The 25680-nt window shown below is 75.4% G+C and carries 21 protein-coding genes and 1 pseudogene; 9 read left to right on the forward strand and 13 right to left on the reverse strand.

Translation table 11 applies throughout. From position 1 onward, the window contains the following. Window positions 1-183 precede the first annotated feature (183 nt). Window positions 184-546, reverse strand: a complete 363-nt coding sequence (locus LO771_RS19570; RefSeq protein ID WP_230654272.1) for a nuclear transport factor 2 family protein — start codon at window positions 544-546, stop codon at window positions 184-186. A 104-nt stretch (window positions 547-650) separates the two neighbouring features. On the opposite strand from LO771_RS19570, the gene LO771_RS30785 reads away from it, so the two are divergent. The 3 genes and pseudogenes from LO771_RS30785 (at window position 651) to LO771_RS19585 (ending at window position 4447) form a co-directional block, all read left to right on the forward strand. Next, window positions 651-1019 (forward strand): LysR family transcriptional regulator, encoded by a 369-nt coding sequence (locus tag LO771_RS30785; RefSeq protein WP_255744593.1) that lies wholly within the window; start codon window positions 651-653, stop codon window positions 1017-1019. A gap of 74 nt (window positions 1020-1093) precedes the next feature. Then, window positions 1094-2612: pseudogene (gene proP / locus LO771_RS19580) on the forward strand (glycine betaine/L-proline transporter ProP). Window positions 2613-2833: 221 nt separating this feature from the next. After that, entirely contained in the window at window positions 2834-4447 is a 1614-nt protein-coding gene (locus LO771_RS19585; RefSeq protein ID WP_230654273.1) for a peptide chain release factor 3, read from the forward strand. Window positions 4448-4613: 166 nt separating this feature from the next. Here LO771_RS19585 and LO771_RS19590 read toward each other — a convergent pair whose 3' ends face one another. Beyond that, window positions 4614-5438 carry a LysR family substrate-binding domain-containing protein gene (locus LO771_RS19590; RefSeq protein WP_230654275.1) on the reverse strand — a complete coding sequence of 275 codons (825 nt, stop codon included), beginning with the start codon at window positions 5436-5438 and terminating at the stop codon, window positions 4614-4616. 57 nt (window positions 5439-5495) lie between these two features. On the opposite strand from LO771_RS19590, the gene LO771_RS19595 reads away from it, so the two are divergent. After that, on the forward strand, window positions 5496-5882 hold the full coding sequence (locus LO771_RS19595; RefSeq protein ID WP_230654277.1) for a DUF5997 family protein: 387 nt from the start codon (window positions 5496-5498) through the stop codon (window positions 5880-5882). A 323-nt stretch (window positions 5883-6205) separates the two neighbouring features. Here LO771_RS19595 and LO771_RS19600 read toward each other — a convergent pair whose 3' ends face one another. From LO771_RS19600 to LO771_RS19610, 3 genes are all read right to left on the reverse strand, one after another. After that, window positions 6206-6823, reverse strand: coding sequence for a DUF5994 family protein (locus LO771_RS19600; protein WP_230654278.1), 618 nt, complete (start codon window positions 6821-6823; stop codon window positions 6206-6208). Between the two features lie 214 nt (window positions 6824-7037). Continuing rightward, window positions 7038-8528 carry an ABC transporter substrate-binding protein gene (locus LO771_RS19605; protein ID WP_230654280.1) on the reverse strand — a complete coding sequence of 497 codons (1491 nt, stop codon included), beginning with the start codon at window positions 8526-8528 and terminating at the stop codon, window positions 7038-7040. A 157-nt stretch (window positions 8529-8685) separates the two neighbouring features. Further along, window positions 8686-9915, reverse strand: coding sequence for an FAD-dependent monooxygenase (locus tag LO771_RS19610; RefSeq protein ID WP_230654282.1), 1230 nt, complete (start codon window positions 9913-9915; stop codon window positions 8686-8688). Between the two features lie 491 nt (window positions 9916-10406). Between LO771_RS19610 and LO771_RS19615 the strand changes: the two genes are divergently transcribed. Beyond that, a complete protein-coding gene (locus LO771_RS19615) occupies window positions 10407-11318 on the forward strand; it encodes a shikimate dehydrogenase (RefSeq protein WP_230654283.1) in 912 nt (303 codons plus the stop codon). Here the strand turns inward: LO771_RS19615 and LO771_RS19620 are convergent. After that, a complete protein-coding gene (locus tag LO771_RS19620; RefSeq protein WP_230654285.1) occupies window positions 11298-12509 on the reverse strand; it encodes a transposase in 1212 nt (403 codons plus the stop codon). The genes LO771_RS19615 and LO771_RS19620 overlap by 21 nt on opposite strands. A 310-nt stretch (window positions 12510-12819) precedes the next feature. Between LO771_RS19620 and LO771_RS19625 the strand changes: the two genes are divergently transcribed. Continuing rightward, window positions 12820-13545: a ScbR family autoregulator-binding transcription factor gene (locus tag LO771_RS19625; RefSeq protein ID WP_230654287.1), complete on the forward strand. Its 726-nt coding sequence runs from the start codon at window positions 12820-12822 to the stop codon at window positions 13543-13545. Window positions 13546-13692: 147 nt separating this feature from the next. Here LO771_RS19625 and LO771_RS19630 read toward each other — a convergent pair whose 3' ends face one another. Continuing rightward, the gene (locus LO771_RS19630) at window positions 13693-14328 is read right to left on the reverse strand and encodes a ScbR family autoregulator-binding transcription factor (RefSeq protein WP_230654289.1); all 636 of its coding nucleotides are present in this window, start codon (window positions 14326-14328) and stop codon (window positions 13693-13695) included. A 166-nt stretch (window positions 14329-14494) separates the two neighbouring features. On the opposite strand from LO771_RS19630, the gene LO771_RS19635 reads away from it, so the two are divergent. Beyond that, entirely contained in the window at window positions 14495-15499 is a 1005-nt protein-coding gene (locus LO771_RS19635; RefSeq protein ID WP_230654290.1) for a ScbA/BarX family gamma-butyrolactone biosynthesis protein, read from the forward strand. A 187-nt stretch (window positions 15500-15686) separates the two neighbouring features. On the opposite strand, the gene LO771_RS19640 is transcribed toward LO771_RS19635, so the two are convergent. From LO771_RS19640 to LO771_RS19665, 6 genes are all read right to left on the reverse strand, one after another. Next, window positions 15687-16460 (reverse strand): SDR family NAD(P)-dependent oxidoreductase, encoded by a 774-nt coding sequence (locus tag LO771_RS19640; protein WP_230654291.1) that lies wholly within the window; start codon window positions 16458-16460, stop codon window positions 15687-15689. Between the two features lie 80 nt (window positions 16461-16540). After that, window positions 16541-17242 (reverse strand): HAD family phosphatase, encoded by a 702-nt coding sequence (locus LO771_RS19645; protein ID WP_230654293.1) that lies wholly within the window; start codon window positions 17240-17242, stop codon window positions 16541-16543. Between the two features lie 31 nt (window positions 17243-17273). Then, complete coding sequence (locus LO771_RS19650; protein ID WP_304944843.1) at window positions 17274-19382, reverse strand: anthranilate synthase family protein; 2109 nt, start codon at window positions 19380-19382, stop codon at window positions 17274-17276. Then, window positions 19379-20056 (reverse strand): isochorismatase family protein, encoded by a 678-nt coding sequence (locus tag LO771_RS19655; RefSeq protein ID WP_230654294.1) that lies wholly within the window; start codon window positions 20054-20056, stop codon window positions 19379-19381. The genes LO771_RS19650 and LO771_RS19655 overlap by 4 nt, the downstream gene beginning before the upstream one ends. Window positions 20057-20179: 123 nt before the next feature. Beyond that, window positions 20180-20962: a 2,3-dihydro-2,3-dihydroxybenzoate dehydrogenase gene (locus LO771_RS19660; protein WP_230654296.1), complete on the reverse strand. Its 783-nt coding sequence runs from the start codon at window positions 20960-20962 to the stop codon at window positions 20180-20182. 95 nt (window positions 20963-21057) lie between these two features. Next, window positions 21058-22296 carry a 3-deoxy-7-phosphoheptulonate synthase gene (locus LO771_RS19665; protein WP_230654298.1) on the reverse strand — a complete coding sequence of 413 codons (1239 nt, stop codon included), beginning with the start codon at window positions 22294-22296 and terminating at the stop codon, window positions 21058-21060. 619 nt (window positions 22297-22915) lie between these two features. On the opposite strand from LO771_RS19665, the gene LO771_RS19670 reads away from it, so the two are divergent. Then, window positions 22916-23725 carry a dimethylarginine dimethylaminohydrolase family protein gene (locus tag LO771_RS19670; RefSeq protein WP_230654300.1) on the forward strand — a complete coding sequence of 270 codons (810 nt, stop codon included), beginning with the start codon at window positions 22916-22918 and terminating at the stop codon, window positions 23723-23725. Between the two features lie 128 nt (window positions 23726-23853). Next, window positions 23854-25650 carry a copper resistance protein CopC gene (locus LO771_RS19675; RefSeq protein ID WP_230654302.1) on the forward strand — a complete coding sequence of 599 codons (1797 nt, stop codon included), beginning with the start codon at window positions 23854-23856 and terminating at the stop codon, window positions 25648-25650. The last annotated feature ends 30 nt before the right edge of the window (window positions 25651-25680 follow it).

The following is a 25680-nucleotide window of genomic DNA, read 5'->3' on the forward strand; positions in this document are numbered from 1 at the left end:
CCCGGGGGCGGGCGGCGCCGTCCCCCCCGGCCCCCGCCCCCCGCCCGGGCCGGGGGGGGGGGGGGGGGCCCCCCGGCCCCGCCCCCCCGACCACACCCCTCCCGCCCCGGCCCGGCACCCCCCCGGCCGGGGCGGACCCGTGCCCGGCCGGGCGGGTGCCGGGCCTCCCCGCCGGACGGGGCGTCAGTCCGCGGGCGGGGCGAACTCCGGCTGGTCGAGCAGGCGCAGCCAGGTGCCGTCGGGCTGCCGGCGGACGACCTGCACGCGGGCCCCGGTGCCGTCCTTGGCGACGGTGGAGGTGAGCGCGATCCCCCCGCTGACCAGGGTCGGCAGGGGCGGCTCGGGTGCGAAGTGCGGCGCGTGGGCCAGCACCGCCTCCCACAGCCCGCGGATGGCCTCGCGCCCCGCCGTGACACTGCCCGGCGGGTAGGCCATGACGGCGTCCTTCTCGTAGAGCGCCGCGATGCCCTCGGCGTCGCCGGCGTTGGCGCGTTCGACGAACAGGCGGGTGAGGTCCTCCGGCTGCCGGGCCTTCTCGTGCGGCACGGGGTCTCCCTTCGGGTGGGGCCTTCTCTCGGTCCCGTCCAGTCTCGACGCCGCCTTCCCACAACTCCAACGAATCCTTGCTATCGCTGCGATCATTCCGGGTTATGGAGCTCAGGCAGCTGGAGCACCTCGTCGCCGCGGCTGAGGAGGGCGGCTTCACCCGCGCGGCCGCCCGCGCGCACGTCAGCCAGCCGGGGATCGGCGCCCAGATCAAGCAGCTCGAACGGGACCTCGGCGCGGTCCTCGTCGACCGGTCGGCCCGGACCGCCCCAGCGGCGGGCACCCCGCGGGGTGCGCCGGGTGACCGCACCCGGACCACACCCCCGTACATATCTGTACTTAAATGGTCGGAAGGCACTTTCCCGGCGCAGGATCCGGAACCGCGCGGCCGGGCCTCGCACGCGGGCCGGCCGTGCCGGGTCCGCGGCCGCACCGGGAGGGCAGGGATCCCAACCCGCGGGCAGGGCACATGAGCACGGGCCGTCCGACGTCCAGTCCCCAGAGCGGCAGGCCGCCGCGCGACGCACGGCCCTCCGCCACCGACCGCATGCGGCGCACGCTCCTGCGGAGGCGCAAGGAGCCCCTCGGCATCGAGGACGTCACCGTCGTGGACCGCCCGGAACTGCGCCGGGCGGTCTCCGCCGCCGCCCTCGGCAACACCGTGGAGTGGTTCGACTTCGGCGTGTACGCCTACCTGGCGGCCACGCTGGGCAAGGTCTTCTTCCCCTCCGGCTCCCCGGGCCTGCAGGTGGTGGCCAGCTTCGGCACCTTCGCCGCCGCGTTCCTCGTCCGTCCGGTCGGCGGACTGGTCTTCGGACCGCTCGGCGACCGCATCGGGCGCCGCCGGGTGCTGGCCGCCACGCTGGTCCTCATGGCGGCGAGCACCTTCGCCATCGGCCTGCTGCCCACCTACGCCGCCGTCGGCGTCGCCGCGCCGCTGCTGCTCCTCGCCTGCCGCCTGGTCCAGGGCTTCTCCACCGGCGGCGAGTACGCGGGGGCGACCACCTACATCGCCGAGTACGCGCCGGACCGGCGGCGCGGCTTCCTCGGCAGCTGGCTGGACTTCGGCACCTTCATCGGCTTCTCCTTCGGCTCGGGCCTGGTCACCGTCCTCGTGGCCGTGCTGGGGACGGACGCGATGGAGTCCGGCGGCTGGCGCATCCCCTTCCTGGTCGCCGGGCCGCTCGGCCTGGTCGGCCTGTACATGCGCATGCGCCTGGAGGAGACGCCCGACCTTCCGGGAGGAGGCGGAGCAGATGCACCGGGAGACCGCGGCGGCGGTCGCCGCCGGCGGCGGGGACCCGGTCGAGGAGGCGCGCCAGTCGGGCCACGGGCGGCTGCGGGAGATCTTCACCCGGCACTGGCAGGCGCTGCTCGTCTGCATGGGCCTGGTGCTGCTCTACAACGTCACCAGCTACATGGTGACGTCCTACCTGCCCACCTTCATGACGGCCACCCTCGGCCAGGACGAGACCACCGCGCAGCTGCTGGTGCTCGGCACGATGCTCGTCGTCGCGCTGACGATCACGACGGTCGGCCGCTCCTCCGACCGCTGGGGCCGGCGGCCCGTGCTGATGGGCGCCAGCGTCGCCCTGGTGGTGCTGGCGGCGCCGGCGTTCCTGCTGATCCGCAGCGGCGGGGTCTGGCGGCCCGCGGCGGGGTGCCTCGTCCTGGGCCTGCTGCTGGTGTGCTTCGCCGGCGCCAGCGCCTCCACGCTCCCCGCCCTGTTCCCCACCCGGATCCGGTACGGCGCGCTGTCGATCTCCTACAACCTGTCGGTGTCCCTCTTCGGCGGCACGACCCCGCTGGTGACCTCCGCGCTGGTGGAGGCCACGGGGAACCGGATGGTCCCGGCGTACTACCTGATGGCCGCGGGCGTGGTCGGCTTCGCCGCCACGCTGTCCCTGCACGAGACCGCCGGGCGGCCGCTGCGCGGGTCGGGGCCGATGGTGGAGACGCCCGAGGAGGCGCGCGAACTCGTCGCCCGCAGCCGCACCGAGGCCGGACGGCGGGCCCGCGACGCCTGGCTCCACCTGCGCCGCCCCGGCGGCGGCGGCCCGGGCTGAGCCCGCCCGGGCCCGCCACGGGCTGCGCGGGCGCCGCTCCGGGCCGCGCGGGGCGCCGCGCGGGGCGCCGGCGCGGGCCCGGTGCCCGCACGCTGCACCGTTCGGGGTTGCGCCGGCGGGCGGAATAGAATCGCCTCTCGGGCCCGGCGGACCGGACGCCCGGCCCGACAGGTACGGAGAGGCATCACCGGCCTGATGCCCAGCCGCACCCGAGGAGACACGTGAGCAGCGAACAGTCCGTCCCCGTCCTCAAGGTCCTCGACGAGGCCGGCCGCCGCCGGACCTTCGCCGTGATCAGCCACCCCGACGCGGGCAAGTCCACGCTCACCGAGGCGCTCGCGCTCCACGCGCGGGCGATCACCTCGGCGGGCGCGGTGCACGCCAAGGGCGGGCGGCGCGGCGTGACCAGCGACTGGATGGAGCTGGAGCGCGAGCGCGGCATCTCGGTGACCTCGGCCGCCCTGCAGTTCGGCCACCGCGGCCACGTGATGAACCTGGTCGACACCCCCGGCCACGCCGACTTCTCCGAGGACACCTACCGGGTGCTGTCGGCCGTCGACTGCGCGATCATGCTGGTCGACGCGGCCAAGGGCCTGGAGGAGCAGACCCGCAAGCTCTTCGCGGTCTGCCGCCACCGCGGGGTCCCGGTGATCACCTTCATCAACAAGTGGGACCGCCGCGGCCGCGACGCCCTCACCCTGCTCGAGGACATCGAGACCCACCTGGGCATCACCCCCGTGCCGGTGGTCTGGCCGGTCGGCGTCGCCGGCAACCTGCGCGGCCTGGTCCAGGCCGAGGACCCCGACCGGATGCTCCGCTACACCAAGGTGCCCGCCGGCACCCACGCCGCCCTCGAGGAGGAGCTCACCTCCGAGCAGGCCGCCGAGGAGGAGGGCGAGGCGTGGACGACCGCGCTGGAGGAGCTGGAGCTGGTGCTCTCCTCCGGTCCCGGCTACGACCAGGAGGCCTTCGAGTCCGGCAAGATCAGCCCGGTCTTCTTCGGCGCCGCGCTGACCAACATCGGCGTGAAGCTCCTGCTTGACGCCGTGGTCGACCTGGCCCCCTCCCCCGGGCCCCGCCCGCTGGCCAAGGGCGGCAGCCGCGACGTCGGCGAGGACTTCTCCGGCCTCGTCTTCAAGATCCAGGCGAACATGGACCCGGCGCACCGCGACCGGATCGCCTTCGTCCGGGTCTGCTCCGGCGTCTTCGAACGCGGCATGAACGTCACCCGCGCGGCCAGCGGCCGCTCCTTCGCCACCAAGTACGCGCACACCGTCTTCGGCGCCGAGCGCACCGTGGTCGACACCGCCTACCCCGGCGACGTGGTCGGCCTGATCAACGCGAGCGCCCTGCGGGTCGGCGACACCCTCTACACCGGGAGGAAGGCGGAGTTCCCGCCGCTGCCCGCCTTCGCCCCCGAGTACTTCGCGGTGGCCCGGCCGAAGGACATCAGCCGGTCCAAGCAGTTCCGCAAGGGCGTCTCGCAGCTGGACGAGGAGGGCGTGGTCCAGGTGCTGGTCTCCGACCGGCGCGGCGACCAGGCACCGGTGATGGCGGCGGTCGGCCCGATGCAGTTCGACGTCGTCCTGCACCGGATGGAGCACGAGTTCTCCTCCCCGATCACCCTCGACCACCTCTCCTACCGCCTGGCCCGGGTCACCGACGCCGACGGCGCGGCGGCACTGGCCAAGGCCCGCCTGACCGACGGCGAGGTGCTCACCCGGCGCTCGGACGACGTGCTGCTCGCCCTGTTCGCCGACAAGTGGCACCTGAGCGCCTTCCAGCGCGGCAACCCGGACGTCCTGCTCCAGCCGCTGATCGCCACGGCGGACTGACCCGCCGGCCGGGGACGCCCGCGCGGACGTCCCCCGGTCGGGGCGCGTCGCCTCCCGCACGGGGCCCGGACCGGCCGGGGCCGCCGCCCCCGCGCGGGAAGCACCCGCGCGGGGGTGCGGGGGCGCCGAGGTGCGCCCGCGCTCCGGCGGAGCCGCCGGCGCGGGGTCAGGACCGGCGTCCGGGCCTGCCCCGCCGGCCGGCCTTGGGGGCGCCGCCCTTGGAACCGCCGCTCTTGGAGCCGCCGCCCTTGGAACCGCCGGCCTTCGAGCCGCCGGAGCCGCCGCGCGGGCGCCCGCCGATCCCGCCCCCTGCCGCGCTCCCCTGGCGCGTCCCGGCCGGGGCGGCGCCGCGCTTCTGCTTCGGCTGTGCGGGCTGCGGTGCGCGCCCCCGCGAGCTGTTGACCGTCCGGCCGCGGACGATCCCGATGAACTCCTCCACCAGGTCGGTCGTCCCGCCCTCCGGCCACGACAGCGCGACCTGCGACTGGGGGGCGTCCGCGACGGTCCGGTAGGTGAGGTCCCGGCGGTGGTGCAGGCGGGCGATCGACTGGGGGACGACGAGGAGCCCGATCCCCGCCGCCACCAGCTCGACGGCGTCCGCCGTCGTGGCGGGGCGCTCGAGCGCGGGCAGTCCGGGCAGGCCCTCCCAGGAGAGGGTGTCGTCCAGGGGGTGCAGCACGATGTCGTCGGCCAGGTCCGCGAGGACCACCTCGTCGGCCGCGGCCACCAAGTGGTCCTTCGGGACCACGACCACCGTGGTCTCGGTGTAGAGGGGGATCGCGCTGAGGCGCGTCCGGTCGACCGGGAGCCGCACGACCCCGGCGTCGGCGCCGCCGCCCAGCAGCGCCTCCTGCGCCTCGCCTGCGGCGACCGGGACCAGGGCGAGCGGGACGTCGGGCAGTCTGTCGTTCCAGGTGCGCACCCACTTGGAGGGCGTCGCCCCCGGAACGTACGCGAGCCGGAACGAAGGGGTTGCTTCCACGTCTGCCACGCCCCCCAGGCTACCGGCCGTGACCAGGGCACCCTGCCGCTCGGTACCCTGGGCACCATGACAGCGCACAAGCCCAAGGCCACCCAGACGATGAAGCCCGCGACCGCGGCGAAGAAGCTGGGTGTCTACCTCGAAGCCACCCCTGCCGAGTTCCGGGAGGGCGTCGTCTCGCGCGACGAGCTGAACGCGCTGCAGGCCGATCCCCCCGCGTGGCTGGTGGACCTGCGCCGCAACGGCCCGCACCCCCGGCAGGTCGTCGCGGCGAAGCTCGGCGTCTCCATCTCGGGCCTCGCCCGCGGCGGGGTCACCGAGGCCCTCACCACGGAGCAGATCGAGGCGCTGAAGGAGGCCGGCCCCGACTGGCTCCGGCAGGAGCGCGCCGTCCAGGCGGAGGTCCGCAAGGAGGCGCAGCGCATCAAGGAGAAGAACGAGGCCAAGGAGTAGGCCGCCGGGCCGCCGCGCCCCCCGGCCGGGCCTCCGGCGCGGACCGGCCCCGGGGGACCGGGCCGAGGGCCGCCGGGTCCGGCGGCACCGAGGACGGCGGTCGCACAGGAGCGGCGGGCCGCCCGGACGCCCGCCCGCGGCGGGGGTCCGCCCGGGCCGCAGGCGGCCGGCCACCTGCGGGACGTGTCCGTGCGCACCCTCCCGCCATGCCCCACCGGCCATCGGCCCCCGGCCCCGCCATGCGCCCCCGGTCCCCGGCGGTCAGGGCCCGGCTCCGGGAGGATCCTCACCCGGTCGGCGGCCCGCAGGCCCGGACCGAGGGGTCACACGAGCGACGCGTCCGGCCCCGGCCGGCCTGCCTGCTCAGCGGGTACGGGCCACGCGGCGGCCCGGACGCGGGCGACGTCCGCGCGCCTGCCGGCCTCGCCCGGGCTGTCGGCGGGCGTGGCGGCCGACGGCAGGAAGCCGGTGCGCACCTCGCGCTCTGCGGCGCCGACGCCCGTTTCCGCGGCGATCAGGGCGCTCGCGGTGAGGGTGTTGGCGGGGTCGGCGGCCCGGGACATCAGCCGGGCGGCGCCGACGGCGTCCGTCGGCGGCGGGACGACCAGCAGGTCCAGCCTGTGCAGGGTGTACGAGCTCACCGAGATCACGTGCTCGTCCTGCTCGACGGTGAACCAGCCCGCCCGGACGGTGTGCCCGGCGACCGGGATCCGCCGGGGGACGGCCGGCCACTGCGCGGGGTTCACGGTGATCCGGGTGACCCGGCCCCACCGCCTGTCCAGTTCCGCGGCCAGGAAGGGGAGTTCGAGAAGGAGGTCGCGCGAACGGGGCCACCAGGCACCGTCCAGCCGGCCGGCGCGCACGCCGTCCGGCGCGAGGGACAGCCGCACGGTGGGTTCCGGGGCCTCGGGCGTCGCCGTACGGTCGAGGGTCGCAGTCATGGTCAGGGACCCGTCTCCGGATCCGGCAGGGCAGGATCCGGGATAGCCGTTCGCCGGAGACGACGCCGATGTCAGATGCCGGCGTGCGAAATGCCTTCGGTGATGTCCAGGCTACCCCGGACCGGCCCGGCCGGGGCCGCGCGGCCACGGGGGTGCGGAAGCCCCGCCGCCGGGGCCGGTCGCGGGCGCGCGGCGGCGGGGATCGCGCGGCGGGTCAGTCCTCGAGCACCACGTCGAACAGGTCCAGCTGCAGCAGCGGGGTGACGGTGACGTTCCTGGTCCGGGTGGACCAGCCCGACTCCACCTTCTGGTACCACAGCGGGATCGCCGGCATGTCCTGCAGGATCAGCTTCTCCGCCTGCTGGTAGAGCGCCCACCCCTCCTTCTCCGTGGACGCCGCGTCCGCCTCGGCCAGCAGGGCGTCCACCTCCGGGTTGGAGTAGCCGGAGCCGTTGACCGCCGCACCGGTGCGGAAGATCGGGTTGAGGAAGTTCTCGATCGACGGGTAGTCCGCGACCCAGCCGGAGCGGAAGACGGCGGTGACCTTCTGCTCGTTGACCAGCCTGCGGAACTCGCCGAAGGTCGGGACCGGCGCGTACCGGGCCTCGACGCCCAGGGCCGCGGTGATCGTGGTGCAGGCCGCGTCGATCCACACCTGGTTGGCGGAGTCGTCGTTGGAGGTCAGCTCGATCGGGCCCTCGAAGTCGCAGGCGTCGAACAGCGCCTTCGCCTTCTCCGGCTGGTAGGTGCACAGGTCGCCGCCGGCGTCGCCGCCGTACCCGGGCACGATCGGCGGCACCAGCCCGTCCGGCAGCATCTTGTCGCCGTCGAACGCCTTGTCGATCACGTACTGCCGGTCGATGGCCATGGAGATCGCCTGCCGCAGGCGCGGGTCGCGGAAGCGCGGGTCGTACAGGGGGAACGAGAGGGACTGCACGCCCATGTACGGCTTGGACACGTAGCGCCCGGCCAGCTCCTCCTTGTACCTGCCGCCGTCGAGCGCGTCCGCCGGGACGAAGTCGAGGTAGTCGAGCCGGTTCGCCACCACGTCCGCGTAGGCGTCCTCGAGCATCCGGTAGAACCGGAACTCCACGCCGTCCACGTGCGGCCGGCGGGCCCCGGCGTAGGCGTCGTAGCGCCTCAGCACGATGTTCTCGCCGGGGGTGTGCGACGCGAAGGCGAACGGCCCGTTGCCGACCGGGTGGGCCTCGAACGCCTTGCGGTCGGCGAAGAAGCTGCGCGGCAGGGGGAAGAACGCGGCGTAGCCGAGCTGGGTGACGAAGGCCGAGAACGGCGCCGACAGCGTCACCTCGAAGGTGCTGTCGTCGATCACCTTCAGGCCCGACAGCTCGTTGGCGGATCCGCTCCGGGTCGCCTCGTACCCCTGGATGTGGGACAGGTACTCGGCGCCCTGCAGCCCGTTCGGGCCGTGGGCGGTGTAGTTCCAGGCGTCGACGAAACTCGCGGCGGTCACGGGGGTCCCGTCGTGGAACGTCCACCCCGGGTTCAGGGTGATCCGGTAGACGCGGGAGTCCGCCGAGTCGATCGACTTCGCCACCGCGGTGCGGGGTTCGGCCGTGTTCGGTTCGTACTCGACCAGGCCGGTGAAGAGGGCGTTCACGATCTTCACGCTGTCGCGTTCGGTCGCGTCGCCCGGCACCAGCGGGTTCTCCGGTTCGGTGCCGTTCCAGCTGATGATGTTCATGGGTGTGCATCCCCTCGGGTCATTGCGTGGAAAGGGCTTTGCCCGCGCCGCATTCGAGGCCGCCCGCGAGTGCTCGCAGCTGCTCCCGGTGAGCAGCCTGGCCGGTCGTCCCGTTGATCGGTAGCGTTGATCGGAAGAAGCGACGGGCCGCCGTGGTTCACCGGTGGAACCGCCCGGCGCGTGTCCGGCCGGCCCGGTCCGGCCCCTCGCCCGCCGCCCCGTGGGCGCCGGCCCCGGCGCCGTGCAGCCACGCGACCCGTTCACGCAGGTCCCGTGCGGACAGCGCGGCCAGCACGGCGTTGCGCCGCCGGGCGGCCTCGCCGGCCGGGTGGTAGAGCCGGCGGCCCATCTCGCGGGCGACCAGCTGGGCGGCGCCGGTGCGCTCGCGCCGCTCGTCGGCGAACGCCTCGAAGCACTGCTCGAACCCCGCCTCCCCGGCGTCGACGAGCTCGCCGAGGACCACCGCGTCCTCCAGGGCCTGGCAGGCGCCCTGGGCCGCGTACTGCAGCATGGGGTGGGCGGCGTCCCCGACGAGGACCACCCGCCGGTCGGTCCACCGCTCCACCGGGTCGCGGTCGCAGAGCACCCAGGAGCGCCAGTCCTCGCCGAGGCCGAGCAGCGTGCGCGGGACCTCGCTCAGCTGCGGGAACTCCCCGAGCACCCGTTCCCTCGGCACCGGGACGCCCGTGACCGCCTCCGTCGCGCCGTCGTCGCGCGTGGCGGCCAGGTTCAGGAACCCGCCGTTGCCGACGGGGTAGTGGACGACGTGCCAGCCGGGACCGGCCCACAGGGTCACCGTGTTCCAGCGCAGCTCCCCGGGCACCCGCTCCATGGGGACGACCGAGCGGTAGATGGTGTGCCCGGACACCCGGGGGCGGCCGTCCCCGACCAGCTGCCGGCGCACGGCGGAGTGGATCCCGTCGGCGCCGATCAGCGCCGCGCCGTGCACCTGCCCGCCGGAGGCCAGGTGCGCGGTCACCCCCGAGCCGTCCTGCGTGTAGCGGTCCACCCGGGCGCCGGTGCGCAGTTCGACGGCGGGCGAGGCCCGGCACGCCTCCAGCAGCGGCGCGTACAGGTCGGCCCGCCGGACCACCGCGTAGGGGTTGCCGAAGCGCCGGCGGTACGCGGCGTCGAGCGGCATGCCGGTGACCCGCTCCCCCGTGGTCCCGTCCATGAAGGAGAGCTCGTCGACGTGGACGGCCCGGTCCCGGACGGGGTCCCCCACCCCGAGCCGGTCCAGCGCGCGGAACGCGTTGGGCGCCAGCTGGATGCCCGCGCCGAGTTCGGTGAAGTCGCCGCGGCTCTCCAGCACCAGCACCCGACGGCCCCGCCGGGCGACGCTCAGCGCGGTCGCCAGCCCGCCTATGCCGCCGCCCGCGACGAGCACCCTCGCCGTCCCGGCTCCCGGCTCCCCGGCGGGGCGTCCGGTCGCGGTCCGGCCGCCGACGGCCCGGGCTGCGGCCCGCCGTCCGGTCGCCCCGCCCGGCACCGGCGCTGCCGGGGACGGTCCCGGGGCCGCCCCGGCCGGCGTGTGCGCGTGTCCGGTGGGCGGGCGGCGGACGAGGGCGGTGTCGGCCACGGTCGCAACTCCCAGTCACCAGGGGCCGGAAGGGACCGGCGCACCGGCGCACCGGCGGGCGGCCCCGCGGAATTCGACCCTTCCCCGACGGCCGGTTCGGCGGCAAACGGCCGACGGCGATTTCGTCACCTTGCGGGGCTGAGAAACAGGAGGCCGTTCGCGTGCGGACGAAGAAACGGCCCGCAGCCCGATCCGCAGCGGATCTATGTCAACTCGGCGCCCTGTCCGGGCGGTCCGGCTTCTAGGCTGTTCCGATACCCGGAATCCATCCTCCGCACCAGAAGGAGCGTCCCCGATCCATGCACGCAGATCAGACACCCGCGGGCCGCGCGGCGCCCGGGGGCCGCGGGGGCGGCCGGACGGCGGTCCTCGGATCGCCGATCGGCCGCCCCCTGTCCCTCACGCTGCACCGTGCCGCCTACGCGGCCATGGGACTGGACCGGAACTGCGAGGCGGTCGAGTGCGGTGAACCCGCGCTGCCCGCGCTGTTCGACTCGCTCGGCGACGGCCGGGCCGGGCTGTGCCTGGCCGTGCCGCTGAAGCGGGCCGTCCTGCCGCTGGTCGACGAGGTGTCGGACCTGGCCCTGGACGTGGGCGGGGCGGACACGGTGGTCTTCCGGCACGGCCGGAGCTTCGGCGACCACGCCGGCGTGCACGGCATCACCACCGCCCTCCACCAGGCCGGCCTCGGGGCGCCGGGATCCGCCGTGGTGCTGGGCGGCGGGGCCGCGGCCTGCTCCGCGCTGGCCGCCCTGCGGGAGCTCGGTGTCAGGGAGCCGGTCGTCGTGGTCCGGGAGCGCAGTCGCGCCGGAGAGGTCGAGGCGGCGGCCGGCCGGCTGGGCGTCTCGGTCGACCTGCACCACTTCGACGCGCTGGACCGACTGCTCCGGGGCGTCTCGGTGGTGGTCTCCACCCTGCCCGCGAACGCCGCCGACCCCCTCGCCCCGGCCGTGGCCCACTCCGGCGCCGCCGTCCTCGACGCGGTGTGCTCGGCCTGGCCGACCCGGCTCGCCAAGGCGGCGGGCTTCGCCGGCAGCACCGTGGTCGACGGCCTGTCCGTGCTGCTGCACCGGACGGTGCGGCAGGTCGAGCTGCTGACCGGCCTGACCGACGTGCCGGTCGCGGCGATGCGCAGGGCGGCCCGCGTCGAACTGGTCCGGCGGGCGGCCCGGGAGGCCGAGCCCGCCGTCTCAGGCGGAAAGCTCCTCTGAGGCGCCGAGGCGCCGGTGGCGCGCCGAGGAGAGCACCAGGATCGCGTGGGCCACGGAGCAGAGCGTCACATGGCGGTGCCAGCCCGCGTAGGAGCGCCCTTCGAAGTCCCGGATGCCCACCCGTGTGCTGACCTCCGTGAAGTCCCTGCTCACCCGCCGGGTCAACCGCCCCAGCCGGAGCAGCGCGGCCGGGGGCACGTCCGGCAGGTTGGACAGCCACAGCTCGGGCGGCCGGCCCTTCTGCATCGGCCAGCCGCCGACGAGCGTCAGCGCCCGGCGGGGCAGCGGCGGCGCTCCCGGCGTGCGCACGGTCGGCACGGCCACTCTGGTGCCGCCCACCAGGACCGATCGCGTGACCGAGTACTCCGGGTCGACCCAGGAGACCGGCCTGGACAGCTTCTTCCCCCGCTCGGCCAACTGCTGCGCCTGGAACAGCCGCTCCCCCGGACCGGACCGACCGGGGTCGGAGCCGACCACGCGGGTCGCCCCGTCGACGCGCATGACGAACGGGACGCCCCCGCGCGTGAACTGCTCGACGAGGGCCGGCGGGTCCAGGGTGCGGGCGTCCAGGACCACGGGCCGACGGCGCAGTCCCCAGGCCGCGTCGGCGAGTTCGGCCACCGTGTGGACGAAGCCCGCCTCCACGCTCATGGCCGCGACGCCGTCCGGGATCCGGGCCCGCCGCCGCCGCTCCTCGTCCTCCAGCCACTCGGACGGCAGGTTGAGGCCCCAGTTGACGGGCACGCTCACCTGCTCGTTGGCCAGGGAGACGCCGTAGGCCTGCTGGCTGTTGACGACCCGGCCGAGGTCGGAGCGGAAGGACTCCTCGACCCCGACGGAGTGCGCCCCGGCCTTGGGGATGGCCATGGAGTCGACCACCCATGCCTGCGGGAGCAGCACCCGGTCCAGATGGCGGGCGAGCGCCTGCCGCACGGGCCCCCACGCCCAGGAGGAGTCGCTGATGAAGTGGTGCAGGCTCTGCTCGGCGGCGCCGTGGTCGGCCACGGCGGCCAGGGCGCGCATGGACTTGCGTCCCGGCACGGACAGTAACCCGGAGACGTACCACTCCCCCCTGGCCCGCTGGTCGCGCCGTTTGAGCGAGGCCAGCATCCGCCGGCAGAACTCGGTGACGAGGTCGTCCGCGACGTCGCCCCGTGTCTGCGCCGGGGCATCCCTCTCCACGCCTTCCATGGATCCCCTCCCTCTCCTCGGTCGCCGGCACCCCCCGCAGGCGGCAGCGTCGGAGGCCGGGTGCGGAACGTCGACGCGATCGACCATACCGTACCGGACGGTTGGTTTTCTATACTGCGTCAAGTCGCTGCAGACCCCTTGGGAGCCCACCCGACGACGAGATAACATACCGCTTGGTTGGTTTGTTAGAGTGTCGTTCACCGGCCACATGCGGGCTCCACGGTCCGACGGTGTCCGAAGCGGGATGCGGTCGGAACCGGACGGTCCCCGACCGCCGCCCACCCGGGGCCGCCGCGACGAGGGGGAAGCCATGCCACGTCAGGAACGAGCCGAACGCACGCGCGAGCTGGTCGTCCGGGCCGCGGCCGTGTGCTTCGACACGACGGGCTTCGCGGCGACCAGCCTGGGCGACATCGTGGAGACGGCCAAGGTCTCGAAAGGGGCCCTGTACTTCCACTTCAGCTCCAAGGAGAAGCTGGCCGAGGCCGTCGCGGCGCAGTCGGGCGCGGACTGGCGGGGCATCGTCCGGGCGGCCAGGACGTCCGGGGGGCCGGTGCTGCAAGGGCTGATCGACATGACCCACTGCCTGGCCGACCGGTTCCGCCACGACGTCGTGTTCCGGGCGGGCCTGCAGCTCTGCGACGCCCGCCGGCCGGGCGAGGGCCCGCACCCCAGCCCGTACCCGAGCTGGGGACGGGCCGTGGCGCTCCTGCTCGCCCGGTCCGCCCGCCGGGGGGAGCTGCTGCCCGGCCTGGACCTGGAGCAGGCCGCCCGCATGCTCACCGCGACCACGGCGGGGATCGAGATGCTCTCCCGCCAGGACCGGGAGTGGCTGGCCGCGCCGGTCGTCGCCGGGATGTGGGACGCCCTGCTGCCCGCCCTCGTGCCTGCGGGGCAGCTCGGCCGCTTCCGCCCCTCCGGGCGGACGGTGCCCCCCGCCCCGCCGCGGCCGCCGGCCGCCGGCGCCGGACCCCGGGAGGGCGGGCCCGGGGGGCCGGCGGACCCGCCCCGCCGGCCCGCGGAGCGCGCGCGTTAGGCGGACCGGCCCGGAGCGCCGTCCGCCCGGCCGGCCGGCGGGTGGTCGCGCCGGCGGGGCAGGGCCGCGACGAGGCCGGTCCTCCGCCCCGCGGCCGACCGCACCCGCGCGCTCCGGCCCCTGCCCCAAGGGACGGCCGCACAGGGCCTAGTCGGTGCCGGACTGCCGCAGTCGCGCACCCCGGTCGGGGCCGGTGTCCAGCCGGGCCAGCGCGGCCGGGACGGCGACGGACGGCAAGAGGTGCTTCCACATCGCCGACACCCGCTTCTCCAGGTCCATCAGCCCCGAGCTGACCTGGGAGAAGGCCTGGATCCCGGTGAAGGACCCGACGATCAGCTCCGCCGTCTCGCGGCAGTCGACGTGCGGCAGCACCTCGCCGTCGCGCTTGGCCTGCTCCAGCAGCTCCTCGCACACCTTGGCCCAGGCCAGGAAGGGGCTGTGCGCCGCGAAGTCGACGGAGCCGCGCTCCATCGCCAGGCGGCTCCCGGCGCGCAGCGTCGCGTCGTTCGGCAGCGCGTGGGCGACGGCCATGGCGAGGTCCACCACCTCCTGCAGCTTGGACGCCTGGGACGGCACGTGCAGGTGCAGCGTCTGCTCCTCCAGGACCCCGCGCGCCAGGTCCTCCTTGGACGGGAAGTGGAAGTACAGGGCGCCCTTGGTCACCGAGACCCGGGACAGGATCTCCTTGATCGACGCCGCGTCGTAGCCCATCTCGTCGAAGACCATCGCCGCGCCCTGCAGGATGAGCCGCCTCGTCTCCAGTGCCCGCGCCTGCTGTGCCATGCGGTTTCTCCCGTTGCTGTGGTCGCGCCGTCGCTGCCCGGGCGATGGCCGGGACGGTTGGTACGACAACGTATCAAGTCACCAGGGCCGACCTGTATAAAACATACCGGCCGACCTGTATTGTAGCGGCCAGCCGACAGGGGTTCGAATCTCCTTTGGGGGGGACATGTCCACACCCTTGCTCTCGATCGACGTGGAACCGGACGCTCCGCTCTCCGCGTTCCCGCAGCTCCACGGCTCCTCCGCGAACGTCTTCATCCCGTCACAGCGGCAGCACAGGCGGTTCACCACCACGGTGCCCAAGGAGTACGTCCACCGCGCCTCCGTGGCCGAGGTCCTGCTGACCGACTGGCTGCGCCTGGACGACTCCCGCTTCATCGCCTCCGCCCAGTGGCCGCGTGCGCACAGCTACTTCACGTCCCCGTGCGGGCTGTACTACGACTCGACGCTGGTCGCGGAGACCATCCGCCAGGTCGGCACCCTGGTCTCGCACGCCGAGTACGGCGTCCCGCTGAACAGCCACTTCATCCTGAACAGCCTCCAGTACCGGTGCGAACCGGCGCAGCTGGAGGTCCTCGGGGCTCCGGCCGAGCTGTCGCTGTCCGTCACCTGCTCGAAGCTCCGCCGTACGGGCGGCCAGGTGGCCGGGGTGGAGGTCGGCATCGACATCCTGCGCGACGGCCGGCCGATGGGCTCGGGCCTGGCGAAGGCCACCATGCTCCGGCCGGAGGTCTACCGCCGGATCCGCGGCGGGCGGCTGGCGCCGGGGCCGGGCACCGGGATGCCGCTGGCCGAGCCGGTCGAGCCCGCGCTGGTCGACCGCCGGTACGCCCCGGACGTCGTGCTCTCCCCCGGCGACGGCCCGCGCCGCTGGCTGCTCCGGGCCGACCGGCGCCACCCCGTGCTCTTCGAGCACCCGGGCGACCACATCCCCGGGATGGTGCTGCTGGAGGCCGCCCGGCAGGTCACGCGCCTCCTCGCCCCCGGCAGCACGGCGGTCGCGGCCGAGAGCTCCTTCGAGCGGTACGTGGAGTTCGACGCCCCCTGCCTGATCGAGGCGGAGGAGCACGACTCGCCCGATCCGGCGGTCAGGACCGTGTCCGTGCGGGCCGAGCAGGACGGCCGGACCGCGTTCACCACCACCATCACCCTCGCGGTCCCCACCGCGTAGGCCGCGCCGCGCGGGCGGGGGGCCGGGCAGGGGGGCCGGGCCCGCAGGGCACGGCGGACGGGCACGGCGGACGGGCACGGCGGACGGGCACGGCGGACGGGCACGGCGGACGGGCACGGCGGACGGGCACGGCGGACGGGCACGGCGGACGGGGTCCCGCAGGAGCGGGACCCCGTCCGCCGTCCGGTCACAGGATCGTGAACCCGCCGTCCACCGGCAGGACCACACCGGTGGCGAACGAGGCGCGGTCGCTGCAGAGCCAGGCGGCCGCCTCGGCGATCTCCTCGGGCTCGGCCGTCCGCGCCTGCGGGGTGAGCTGGTGGAGCATCGGCTCCACGGCGGGGTCGGCCCGGAACCACTCGGTCACCATCTCGCTGCGCGTCGTCCCCGGGGCCACCGCGTTGACCCGGATCCCCTGGGCGGCGTACTCCGCCGCCGCCGCCCGCGTCAGGCCGACGACCGCGTGCTTGGAGGTGACGTAGGGCGCCGCGACCGGCGTCGCCACCAGGCCGCCCACGCTGGTGGTGTTGACGATGGAGCCGCCGCCCGTCTCCAGCATCGCGGTGATCTCGTGGCGCAGGCAGTTCCAGACGCCGCGGACGTTCGTGTCCATGATCTGGTCGTAGACCTGGTCGTCCATCAGGTGGAGGGGCGTCCGCTCCGCGCCGTACCCGGCGTTGTTGAAGGCCGCGTCCAGCCGCCCGAAGTGCTCGACCGCGGCCCGCACCGCCTCCGCGACCTCGCCGCTGCGCGCCACGTCGGCGACCGCGTACCGGGCCTTGTGGCCGTCGGCCTGCAGCTCGTCGACCAGGTCGGCCAGCTGCCTCTCCCGCCGGGCGACGAGCAGCACGGAAGCGCCTTCGCGTGCGAAGACCCGTGCGGCTGCGGCGCCGATCCCGCTGCTCGCACCCGTTATGAGGGCCACCTTGCCGGCAAGGAGCCCACTCCCATGTGGTGTCATGCTGGATTCATAGCGCAAACCGGCGGCCCGCGAACGGGAATCCGCCGGTCCGTGTGCGCACGGCGCAGGGGGTCCGGCCGTCAGCCGCGCCAGCAGGTCCCGGCCTCGGCCTCGGCGTCCAGGGTCCGCAGCAGGTCCTCCCCGATCCCGGCCGGCGACCGCACCAGGTGCCGCACGCCCGCCTCGCGCATCGCCTCGCGCTGGAAGCCGTGCTCGAAGTCGCTGGGGTTCCCGATGAAGGGCACCCCGAGTCCGCGGGCGGTCTCGGCGACCCGCGCCACGTCGTCGATGACGAGCACCTGGTCGGGCCGGAGCCCGAACGTCTCCGTGACGATCTCGCGGATCCCGGGGCGGTAGGCGTCGGTGCACACGTACCCGGGGTCGTCGAAGAGGCCGGCGTGCCCGCCCAGGGCGCTGTCGAAGTGGGAGCGGTCGAGGCCGCCGTAGCAGACCGTGCGCAGTCCCACCGAGCGGAGCAGCCCGGCCAGGGCGACCGCTCCGTCGAGGATCCGCACCGGGTGGCGCTCGAGGTACTCGGCCCTCTCGCGGAAGTAGACCTCCCGGACCTTCTCCGGCGGCCAGTCGACGCCCGCCGCCTCGGCGATCACCTGCGCGGCCTCGGCCTGCCGCTGCGAGAAGATCCGCCGTTCCAGCTCCGCCGTGTAGACGCCGCCCCGGCTGACGATGAAGTGGTGGATCACCGGACTGAAGGTGTCGTTCAGCATCACACCGTCGATGTTCACCGCAGCCGCACGCAGATGCCGGAGCCGTCCGCCCGTCATGCCCTCTCCCCCTTCGATCGGCGCGGTCATCCTAGTGAGCCGGCGGGCCGGTGCGGAGCCCCTGGCGCAGGATCGGGGGGTCGGGGCGGTGGTCCGGCCGGCGGCCGCCCGTCCCGCCGGCGGACCGCGGCACCCGGGGCCCCGTCGTCAGGGGGGCGGCGCCCCGGTCCGCAGGGAGGGTCCGCTCCTCCAGGAGGGAGGCGAGCAGGTCGGCCGTGACGCGCACGCCGTTCTGGCTGAGCAGCGACTCCGGGTGGAACTGGACCGAGCGGAAGCCCGGGCCGCGCAGGGCGTGGACCTGCCCGGTCCCCCGGTCCCGGCAGACCTCGACGGCGCCCGCCACGCCCGGGGCGACGATCAGGTCCGCGTCCGCGCGCGCCGCGAAGGTGTTGTAGAAGCCGACCAGCTCGGACCGGCCGAAGAGGTCGATCTTCTTCTGCACGCCCTGGTCGGGGCGGTCCCTGCGGACCAGCTCGAGGCCGAGCAGGCCGCTCAGCACCTGGTGGCTCAGGCACACCGAGAGGAACGGCCGCCCCTCGTCCAGCAGCCGGCGCGTGACGGCGCGCAGGCGGGCGATCTTCGGGTGGTGCCGCCGCCGCGGGTCCCCGGGCCCGGGCCCGAGCACGACGAGGTCGTACCCGCCGGTGTCGTACGCCTCGTCGAACCGGCGTACGGTCACGGTCGTCCCGAGCGAGCGCAGCTGGTGGTCCCACATCGCGGTGAAGGTGTCCTCGGCGTCCACCACCAGCACCGTCCGGCCGGCGAGCCCGGGCACCGGACGGGCAGCGGGCCCGTCCTCCAGCCAGAAGGAGGAGAGGGCGCTGTTGCGCTGCCGCAGTGCGGCGAGGACGTCGGGGTGCCGGGCGAAGGACGGTGCCCCCGGAGCCGGCCGCGGGCGCGGGGCGGTCCGCCGCGTCGGGGACCGGTGGCCGAGGGCGGACAGCAGCCCGGCCGCCTTGGCCCGGGTCTCGGCCGCCTCCGCCTCCGGGTCGGAGTCGCGGACCAGGGTGGCGCCCACCCCGACGGTCGTCCGGCCCGCGGCGTCGATGACGGCGGTCCGGATCAGGATCGCGGAGTCCAGCGTGCGGCCGCCCTCGGCGTCGCGGCCGATGAGCGCCGCCACGCCGCTGTAGTAGCCGCGGCCGTGCGGCTCGAACCTGCGGACGACCCTGGCCGCGCTCTCCAGCGGGCTGCCGGTCACCGTCGGCGCGAACAGGGTCTCCCGGAGGACGTCGCGGACGTCGGCGGTCGTCCGGCCCTCGACGACGTACTCCGTGTGCGCCAGGCCGGCCATCTCGACCAGGTGCGGACCGCTCGCCCGGACCCCGGAGTCGCTGACGCGGGCCACCATCTTCAGTTCCTCGTCGACGACCATCGCGAGCTCGTCGGCCTCCTTGGGGTCCGCCAGGAAGGCCAGCATCCCGGTCAGCGTGGGGCCCTGCGCCGGGTACCGGTAGGTTCCGCTGATCGGGTTCATGACCGCGACCCCGCGGGACAGGCTCAGGTGCCGCTCCGGGGTCGCGCCGACGAACGTCCTGCCGCCCGCGTGGACGACGAAGGTCCAGTACGCCCCCCGCTCCCGCTCCACCAGGCGGCGGAAGACGGCCAGCGCCGAGAGCGGCGAGTAGTCGGAGATGTCCGCGGTGAAGGTCCGCCTGACCACGAAGTTGGCGCCCTCGCCGGCGCCGATCTCCTCGGCGACCACCCGGCGGACGATGTCCGCGTAGGCCGCGTCGTCGATGTCGAAGGCGCCGCCGACCAGGTCGGTCCGGATGTCCGGCAGCTGCGCGAGCGCCTCGCCGACGGGGACCGACGCCTGCGCACGGACGCGCAGCGTGATCACCGGGGCTCCGTCGTCCACCGCCTCGAACCCGCGCTCGGCGAGCTGCCGGTAGGGGACCACGGCCAGCACCTCGTGCCCGGCGCCCCCGGCCGGCGCCCCGTCCGGACCGGGGGCGCCGCTGCTCAGCGGGATGTCGGCCAGGGCGGCGACCTCGGCGGTGTCGCCGACCAGCACCTCGATCCGCCCGGCCGGCCCCGTCCGCGGCCGGTGCAGCAACGCGAAGTCCGCGTGCCGCGCGGCCAGGACCTGCCCGAGGAGTGCCCCGCCGTGCGGACCGGCCCCCGCTGGGCGCGTCATGGCCCGCCCACCCGTCGGGTGCGGCCGCCGGCCCCCACCGGCGCGAGCTGCCGGAGGACGGTGGCGGTCGTCACCGTCATCGCGCAGCGGTCGGCGGCGTAGCGCAGGGCGAACCGGTGGTGCTCGGGGGAGAAGTCCGCGACGGCGTCGGCGACGAGGAACGGCTGGATGTCGGAGGTGAAGGCGTCCATGCTGGTCATGAGGACGCCGACGTGGGCGTACACGCCGCACACGATGAGCTGGTCGCGCCCCCGCGCCTGCATGCACGTGAGGAGCCGGGTGCGGTGGAAGGCGCTGTAGCGCCACTTGGTCAGCACCAGGTCGCCCACCCCGGGCCGGATCGGGTCGACCACCTCGCGGTGCTCCGGGGCGGCCGTCATCCCGGAGCCCCAGAAGTCCCTCAGCAGGCCGCGCTGCTCCTCCGTCATCCCGCCGGGCTGGGTGGTGTAGGCGACCGGGACGCCGAGCTCCGCGCAGCGCTCCCGCAGGGCGGTGAGGTTGCGGAGCAGCTCCGTCACCGGGGACCGGTCGGCGGGGAAGGGCCGGATGAAGTACTTCTGCATGTCGTGGACCAGCAGGACCGCCCGCCGCGGGTCCACCGTCCACCGGGCGGTGTTCTCCGGCAACTCGTCCTCGGTCGGCATCGGGTAGGCCGCGATGGCCGGGATTCCCATACGGGGCGTGTCCTCTCTGGAGGCCGGAGCGGCCCTGGGCCGCGTCCGGTCGTGTCCGGTCGTGTCCGGTCGTGTCCGGTCGTGTCCGGTCGTTCCCGCCCGGCGCGAACGGCCGGGCACGGCCTAGTGGCCGAGCGCCGCACCGCCGTCGACGGTGAGGTCGTGCATCGTGATGTGGGCGGCCTGGTCGGAGAGCAGGAACACCACCGCGTCGGCGATGTGCCGGGGCCGCGCGATGCGCCCCAGCGGGATGCCGACGCGGAAGGCGGAGGACACGCCGTCGACCGACGCCTGCTCCGCGCCGTCGTCCCACAGGGCGGTCAGCATCGGGGTGTCGGTGGAGCCGGGGGCCACCACGTTGCAGCGGATGCCGAGGCGCGACACCTCCAGGCCCAGGCACTTGGTGAACATGGTCGCGGCGGCCTTGGACGCCGCGTACGCGGCCATGTCCACCCGGGGGGTGCCGGCCGCGTTGGACGCCACCGTCACGACGGCGCCCCGCCGGCGCCCGGCCATCCGGTTGACCACGGCGCGCGAGACGAAGAAGACGCCCGCGGTGTTCACCGCGAAGGTGGCCGCCCAGTCCTCGTCGGTGAGGTCCCGCGCCCGGCCCGGGCGCAGCACCCCGGCGGCGTTGACGAGGCAGTCCAGCGGGCCGAGGCGCCGCTCGACCCGGTCGACGACGGCCTCGACGGCGGCGCTGTCGGTCACGTCGGCGGGGAACGCCTCCGCCCGCCCGCCGGAGTCGCGCACCTCCCCGGCGAGCTCCTCGAGCCGGCCGGCGTCCCGGTCGACCATCGCGACCGCGGCGCCGCCTGCGGCGAGGGTGCGCACCACGGCCCCGCCTATGCCGCCGGCCGCCCCGGTGACCAGCGCGGCCTTGCCGCGTATTCCATCGATCTGCATCGGGCCCCCGACATTCGACGGCGGTCGACCGCGGCCGACCGGGAATTCCGCTGAGGAAGAATCAGTACTGAGGAACCATCGGAAAGCGGCGCCCGTCACCGCGGGAGCGGCCGGCCCCGCCAGGCGGCGGCGACCTCCAGGGCCTGCGCCGGATTCAGCCGCGGGTCGCAGAGACTCGTGTACCGGTCCCCGAGGCTTTCCACGGACCGCCCGTCGTGGACGCATTCGGAGACGTCGTCAGGCGTGGTCTCGAGATGCAGGCCGCCGGCGACCGCGCCGGCGTCGCCGATGGCGTCCTGGAATTCCCTCACCTCGCGGACCACGGTCTCCACGAGCCTGGTCTTGAGGCCGCCCGGCCCGCCGACCGTGTTGCCGTGCATCGGGTCCGACAGCCAGACGACCGGGTGCCCGGCGTCGCGCACGGCCGCGGCCATGGCCGGCAGCCGCCCGGCGACCGCGTCCGCGCCCATCCTGGCGATCAGCGTGAGCCGGCCCGGCTCGCGGTCGGGGTCGAGCCGTTCGCACAGGGCCAGCAGGTCGCCGGTCGCCGTGCCCGGCCCGACCTTGGAGGCCACCGGGTTGGCCACCGACGCCAGCAGCGCCACGTGGGCGCCGTCCACCTGGTTGGTGCGGTAGCCGATCCAGGGCCAGTGGGTCGAGGCGAGGTAGCGCCGGCCGCTGTCGTCCGAGCGGACCAGCGGCACCTCGTAGTCCAGCAGCAGCGCCTCATGGCTGGTCCACACCGGGGTGGCGAGGGCCGGGGGCTGCAGGGCGGTCCGGCTCCGCAGCGCCTCCACGGCCCGGCCGGCCGCCTCGTAGCCCGACAGCAGCCGCCGCGGATCCGGGCGCCGCAGCCGCGCGTCCGGCTCCGGGCCGTTGACCATGTGGCCCCGGTAGACCGGCAGCTCCACCCCGTCCACCAGCTCGGTGGGGCGGGAGCGCGGCTTGGCGAACTGGCCCGCCATCCGGCCGACCCTGAGCGTGGGCAGCAGGGTGTTCATGGACATCACCCCGGCCAGCGCCTCGAGCAGCGCCGCCTTGCGGGCGACGTGTCCGGGCCCGCACTCGGCGGGGTCCTCGGCGCAGTCCCCCGCCTGGACCACGTGGAACCGGCCGGCCGCCACCCCGGCCAGCAGGCCGCGCAGTTCGGCCGCCTCCCCGGCGGTGACGAGACCCGGCCGGTCGGCGAGGTCGAAGGTGACCTCGGCCAGGAGGTCGAGGTCCTCCCACTGCGGCTGCTGCCGTGCGGGAAGCGCCCTCCGGAGGCCGTCCCGGCCCTCCGGGAGGGCGGACCCGGCTGCGGCCGGTCGGGTCGCGATCGCGTCGCTGGTCACTAGGGACCTCCGTGGTCGTGAGGGGTTCACCGTCTCGGAGAGGGCGTGTCCGGACGCCGGGCCGCCGTCCGCGCCGCACCGGCGGACGGCCTTCGCCGAGTGTGCTGTCGCGGCACCGGGCGGACAACGCGCGGCGGTCAACTTCGTCAGGTCCCCGGAACTCCTCCGCGCGCCGGAATCCGGGGTTGTCCGGAGCATTCCGGAGCCGTCCGGAACGGGCGGGCGAATCCTCCGCGACCCCTCACCCGCCGGCGGCCCTTCTCCGGAAGTCCGGGGCGGACTCCGTCAGGTCCGGAGGCGATTCCGCGTGTGTCCGGGAAACACCCCGGCGGCGGACGGACGCACCCCGTCGCGGACTTGATTGCTCCTGCCGTCCGGGGCTCGCGATCAATCCGACGCGCTGGTGGACTCGGTCGACGCGGACGCCGATCGTCCCGATCCGGTACCGGAGTCCGCCGTCGGCCCGGCCGGCGGGGCCGCGCGAGGTCCGGCCCGGCCCGTTCCGCGGGCCCGGTGCGTGCGGCGTCGCCGCGGCCGGGCCGGACGGCGCCCCGGACTGGCTCCGCACCGGGCCCGCCCGACCGGGCGGGCTCCAGCAGACCATCAGAGTGAGGGCACCGTGAACAGCGAACTCCTTGTCTCCGACGCGAGCCACTTCCGGGTCGACTACGCGATCAACCCCTACATGGACACCGCGGTCCAGCCCGACACCGAGGCGGCGCTCGCCGAGCACCAGGCGATCGTGGCCGCGCACCTCACGGCCGGCCGCAAGGTCGAGTACCTGCCGTCCGCACCGGAGTGCCCGGACATGGTGTTCACCGCCAACGCCGCCGTGGTCCGCGGCGACCGGGCCGTCCTGGGCTGCCCGCCGCCCGAGCGGAGGAACGAGGTGCCGTACTTCCGGGAGTGGCTGGCCGACCGGGGGTTCGAGGTCGTCGGGGCACCCCACGCCTTCAGCGGCCAGGGCGACGCGCTGGCCTGCGGCGACCTGCTGCTGGCGGCGTACGGCCAGCGCACCGACGTGCGGATGCTCCCGCTGCTCGCCCGCGAGCTGGAGTACGAGGTGGTGCCGCTGCGCACGGCGGGACCCCGCTGGTACGACCTCGACCTGGCCGTCGCCGTCGTCTCCCCGGACATCCTGGCGTACTGCCCGGAGGCCCTCGAGGCACGCAGTCAGCGGACCCTGCGCAGGCTCGGGCCCGACCTGGTCGAGGTGTCCGCCGAGGAGGCGGCGCGGTTCGCGCTGAACCTCGTCAGCGACGGGACCACCGTGACCATGACCCGGGGCGCACCGCGGCTGGCCGCCGCCCTGCGCGACCGCGGCCTGGAGGTGGTCGAACTCGGCACGTCCGAACTGGCCAAGGGCGGCGGCGGGATCCGCTGCACCGCCCTGACGCTGGACAACCCGCCGGCGGGGCGGCGGTCATAATGTCAGGGCCCGTCGGCACCCGGAACCGCGGACCGGCTGCGGGCGGCCGTCCACGGGCAGGGCTCGCCGCCGTCCCCCGCGGGGGAGCCGGGCGGGCCGGTCGTCCACCGACGGGGGAGCAGTCAGGTATGACCACGGGATCCGTGCGGGTGCGCCGGGCCGTCGGGGCGCTGGTCGCGGTGCTCGCGGCCGTGCTGGCCGTGCTCGGCGGGGCGGGCACGGCGTCCGCGCACGCGGCGCTCGTCTCCACCGGCCCGGCGCAGGAGTCGGTGGTGCCGAGGGCGCCGTCCGCCGTCACGCTCACCTTCGGCGAGGGAGTGACACTGCCCGCCGACTCCCTCCGGGTCTTCGACCCGGCGGGCGGGCGGGTCGACGCGGGCGCCCCGGGGCACCCCGGCGGCCGGGCCGACACCGTGCGGGTCGCCCTGCGCGGCGGCCTCGCCGACGGCACCTACACGGTGGCCTGGCGGGTGGTCTCCGCGGACTCGCACCCGCTCGACGGCGCCTTCACGTTCTCCGTCGGGGCGCCGTCGGCCGGCTCCGTCCCGGTCGCGGCGCTCCGGGGCCCCCGGACGGACGGCCTGGTCGCCTTCCTGTACGGCACCGGGCGCGCGGTCGCGTACGCCGCGTTCGCCCTGCTGGCGGGGGCGGTGGCGTTCGTCCTGGTCTGCTGGCCGGCCGGCGCGTCCGTCCCGCAGGTGCAGCGGCTGCTGGCGGCCGGCTGGATCGGCCTGCTGGGCTCCACCGTGGTGCTGATGATGCTGCGCGGCCCGTACGAACAGGGCGGCGGCATCGCGCCGTCGGCGGATCCCGCGTCGGCGCACGTCCACGTCCCCGTGGACGAGCGGATCTACCTCGCGCTGGCGGCCAGGCTGCTGCTGCTCGCCGCGGGCGGCGTGTTCCTGGTGCTGCTCGTGGGACAGCTGGGCCGGCCCGGCACCGAGGCGGCCGGGCGGTCCCGGTCACGGCTCGGCACGGCCGGACTGGCGCTGGCGGTCGGGCTGTCGGCGACCTGGGTCGTGACGGACCACTCCTCCGAGGGCGCCCAGGTCTGGCTGGCCCTGCCGGTGACCGCACTGCACCTGCTGGCGATGGCGGCCTGGCTGGGCGGTCTGGCGACGCTGGCGGCCGGGCTCCGTCAGGGGATCGCGCCCGCGGCGGTGGAGCGCTTCTCCCGGGTGGCCCTCGTCTCGGTGACGGTGCTGGTCCTGACGGGGCTGTACCGGTCCTGGCGCGAGGTGGGCTCCTGGGGCGCCCTGTCCGGCACCGGGTACGGGCGGCTGCTGCTGGTCAAGATCGGATGCGTGGCCCTCATGGTCGCGGCGGCGTGGGTCTCCCGGTCCCGCCTCGCCCGCCTGCGGACCGGCACGGAGGCGCGGGAGGGCGGGTCCGCGCGGGAGGGCGGGTCCGCGCGGGCGGGCCTGCGGCGCTCCGTCCTGGCGGAGTCGGCCGTGGCCGTGGTGGTGCTCGCGGTGACCACGGTGCTCACCTCCTCACCGCCCGGGCGGACGGCGTCCGCGGCGGGCGGGTCCGCCCCGCGGAGCCCGGCCGCGCCGGCCGCCGACGCCGCACCGGGCCGGACCGCCACGCTGAGGATCCCGTTCGACACGGGCGGCCGGACCGCGAACGCCAGGGGCACGGCGACGGTGGTCCTCGTCCCGGCGGCAACCGGGGGCTGGACCGTCCGGCTGCGGCTGGCCGAGGCGGGCGGGGGGCCGGCGGACGAGCCGGAGGTCCGCCTGGCCTTCACGCTGCCCGCCCGGGACCTCGGGCCGCTGCGGCCGGCGCTCCGGCCGGACGGCGCCGGACGCTGGTCGGGTGCGGTCCGGCTCGCGCCGGCCGGCGACTGGACGGTCGCGGTGACCGTGCGCTCGTCCGACATCGACGAGGCGACGTCGGCGCGGCAGCTCACGGTCGGCGGCTGAGCGCCCCGGCGGACCTGCGGCCGCAGCGGA

Source organism: Streptacidiphilus sp. ASG 303 (genome assembly GCF_020991365.1).
Lineage (GTDB): Bacteria > Actinomycetota > Actinomycetes > Streptomycetales > Streptomycetaceae > Peterkaempfera.

Bases quoted from the DNA above. Each gene is read 5' to 3' on its own strand.
- LO771_RS19620 (WP_230654285.1), bottom strand. From the start codon at position 12,509: ATGGAAGGCGTGGAGAGGGATGCCCCGGCGCAGACACGGGGCGACGTC.
- LO771_RS19605 (WP_230654280.1), bottom strand. From the start codon at position 8,528: ATGAACATCATCAGCTGGAACGGCACCGAACCGGAGAACCCGCTGGTG.
- LO771_RS19600 (WP_230654278.1), bottom strand. From the start codon at position 6,823: ATGACTGCGACCCTCGACCGTACGGCGACGCCCGAGGCCCCGGAACCC.
- LO771_RS19675 (WP_230654302.1), top strand. From the start codon at position 23,854: ATGACCACGGGATCCGTGCGGGTGCGCCGGGCCGTCGGGGCGCTGGTC.
- LO771_RS19625 (WP_230654287.1), top strand. From the start codon at position 12,820: ATGCCACGTCAGGAACGAGCCGAACGCACGCGCGAGCTGGTCGTCCGG.
- LO771_RS19655 (WP_230654294.1), bottom strand. From the start codon at position 20,056: ATGGGAATCCCGGCCATCGCGGCCTACCCGATGCCGACCGAGGACGAG.
- LO771_RS30785 (WP_255744593.1), top strand. From the start codon at position 651: ATGGAGCTCAGGCAGCTGGAGCACCTCGTCGCCGCGGCTGAGGAGGGC.
- LO771_RS19635 (WP_230654290.1), top strand. From the start codon at position 14,495: ATGTCCACACCCTTGCTCTCGATCGACGTGGAACCGGACGCTCCGCTC.
- LO771_RS19595 (WP_230654277.1), top strand. From the start codon at position 5,496: ATGACAGCGCACAAGCCCAAGGCCACCCAGACGATGAAGCCCGCGACC.
- LO771_RS19630 (WP_230654289.1), bottom strand. From the start codon at position 14,328: ATGGCACAGCAGGCGCGGGCACTGGAGACGAGGCGGCTCATCCTGCAG.
- LO771_RS19645 (WP_230654293.1), bottom strand. From the start codon at position 17,242: ATGACGGGCGGACGGCTCCGGCATCTGCGTGCGGCTGCGGTGAACATC.
- LO771_RS19660 (WP_230654296.1), bottom strand. From the start codon at position 20,962: ATGCAGATCGATGGAATACGCGGCAAGGCCGCGCTGGTCACCGGGGCG.
- LO771_RS19650 (WP_304944843.1), bottom strand. From the start codon at position 19,382: ATGACGCGCCCAGCGGGGGCCGGTCCGCACGGCGGGGCACTCCTCGGG.
- LO771_RS19640 (WP_230654291.1), bottom strand. From the start codon at position 16,460: ATGACACCACATGGGAGTGGGCTCCTTGCCGGCAAGGTGGCCCTCATA.
- LO771_RS19615 (WP_230654283.1), top strand. From the start codon at position 10,407: ATGCACGCAGATCAGACACCCGCGGGCCGCGCGGCGCCCGGGGGCCGC.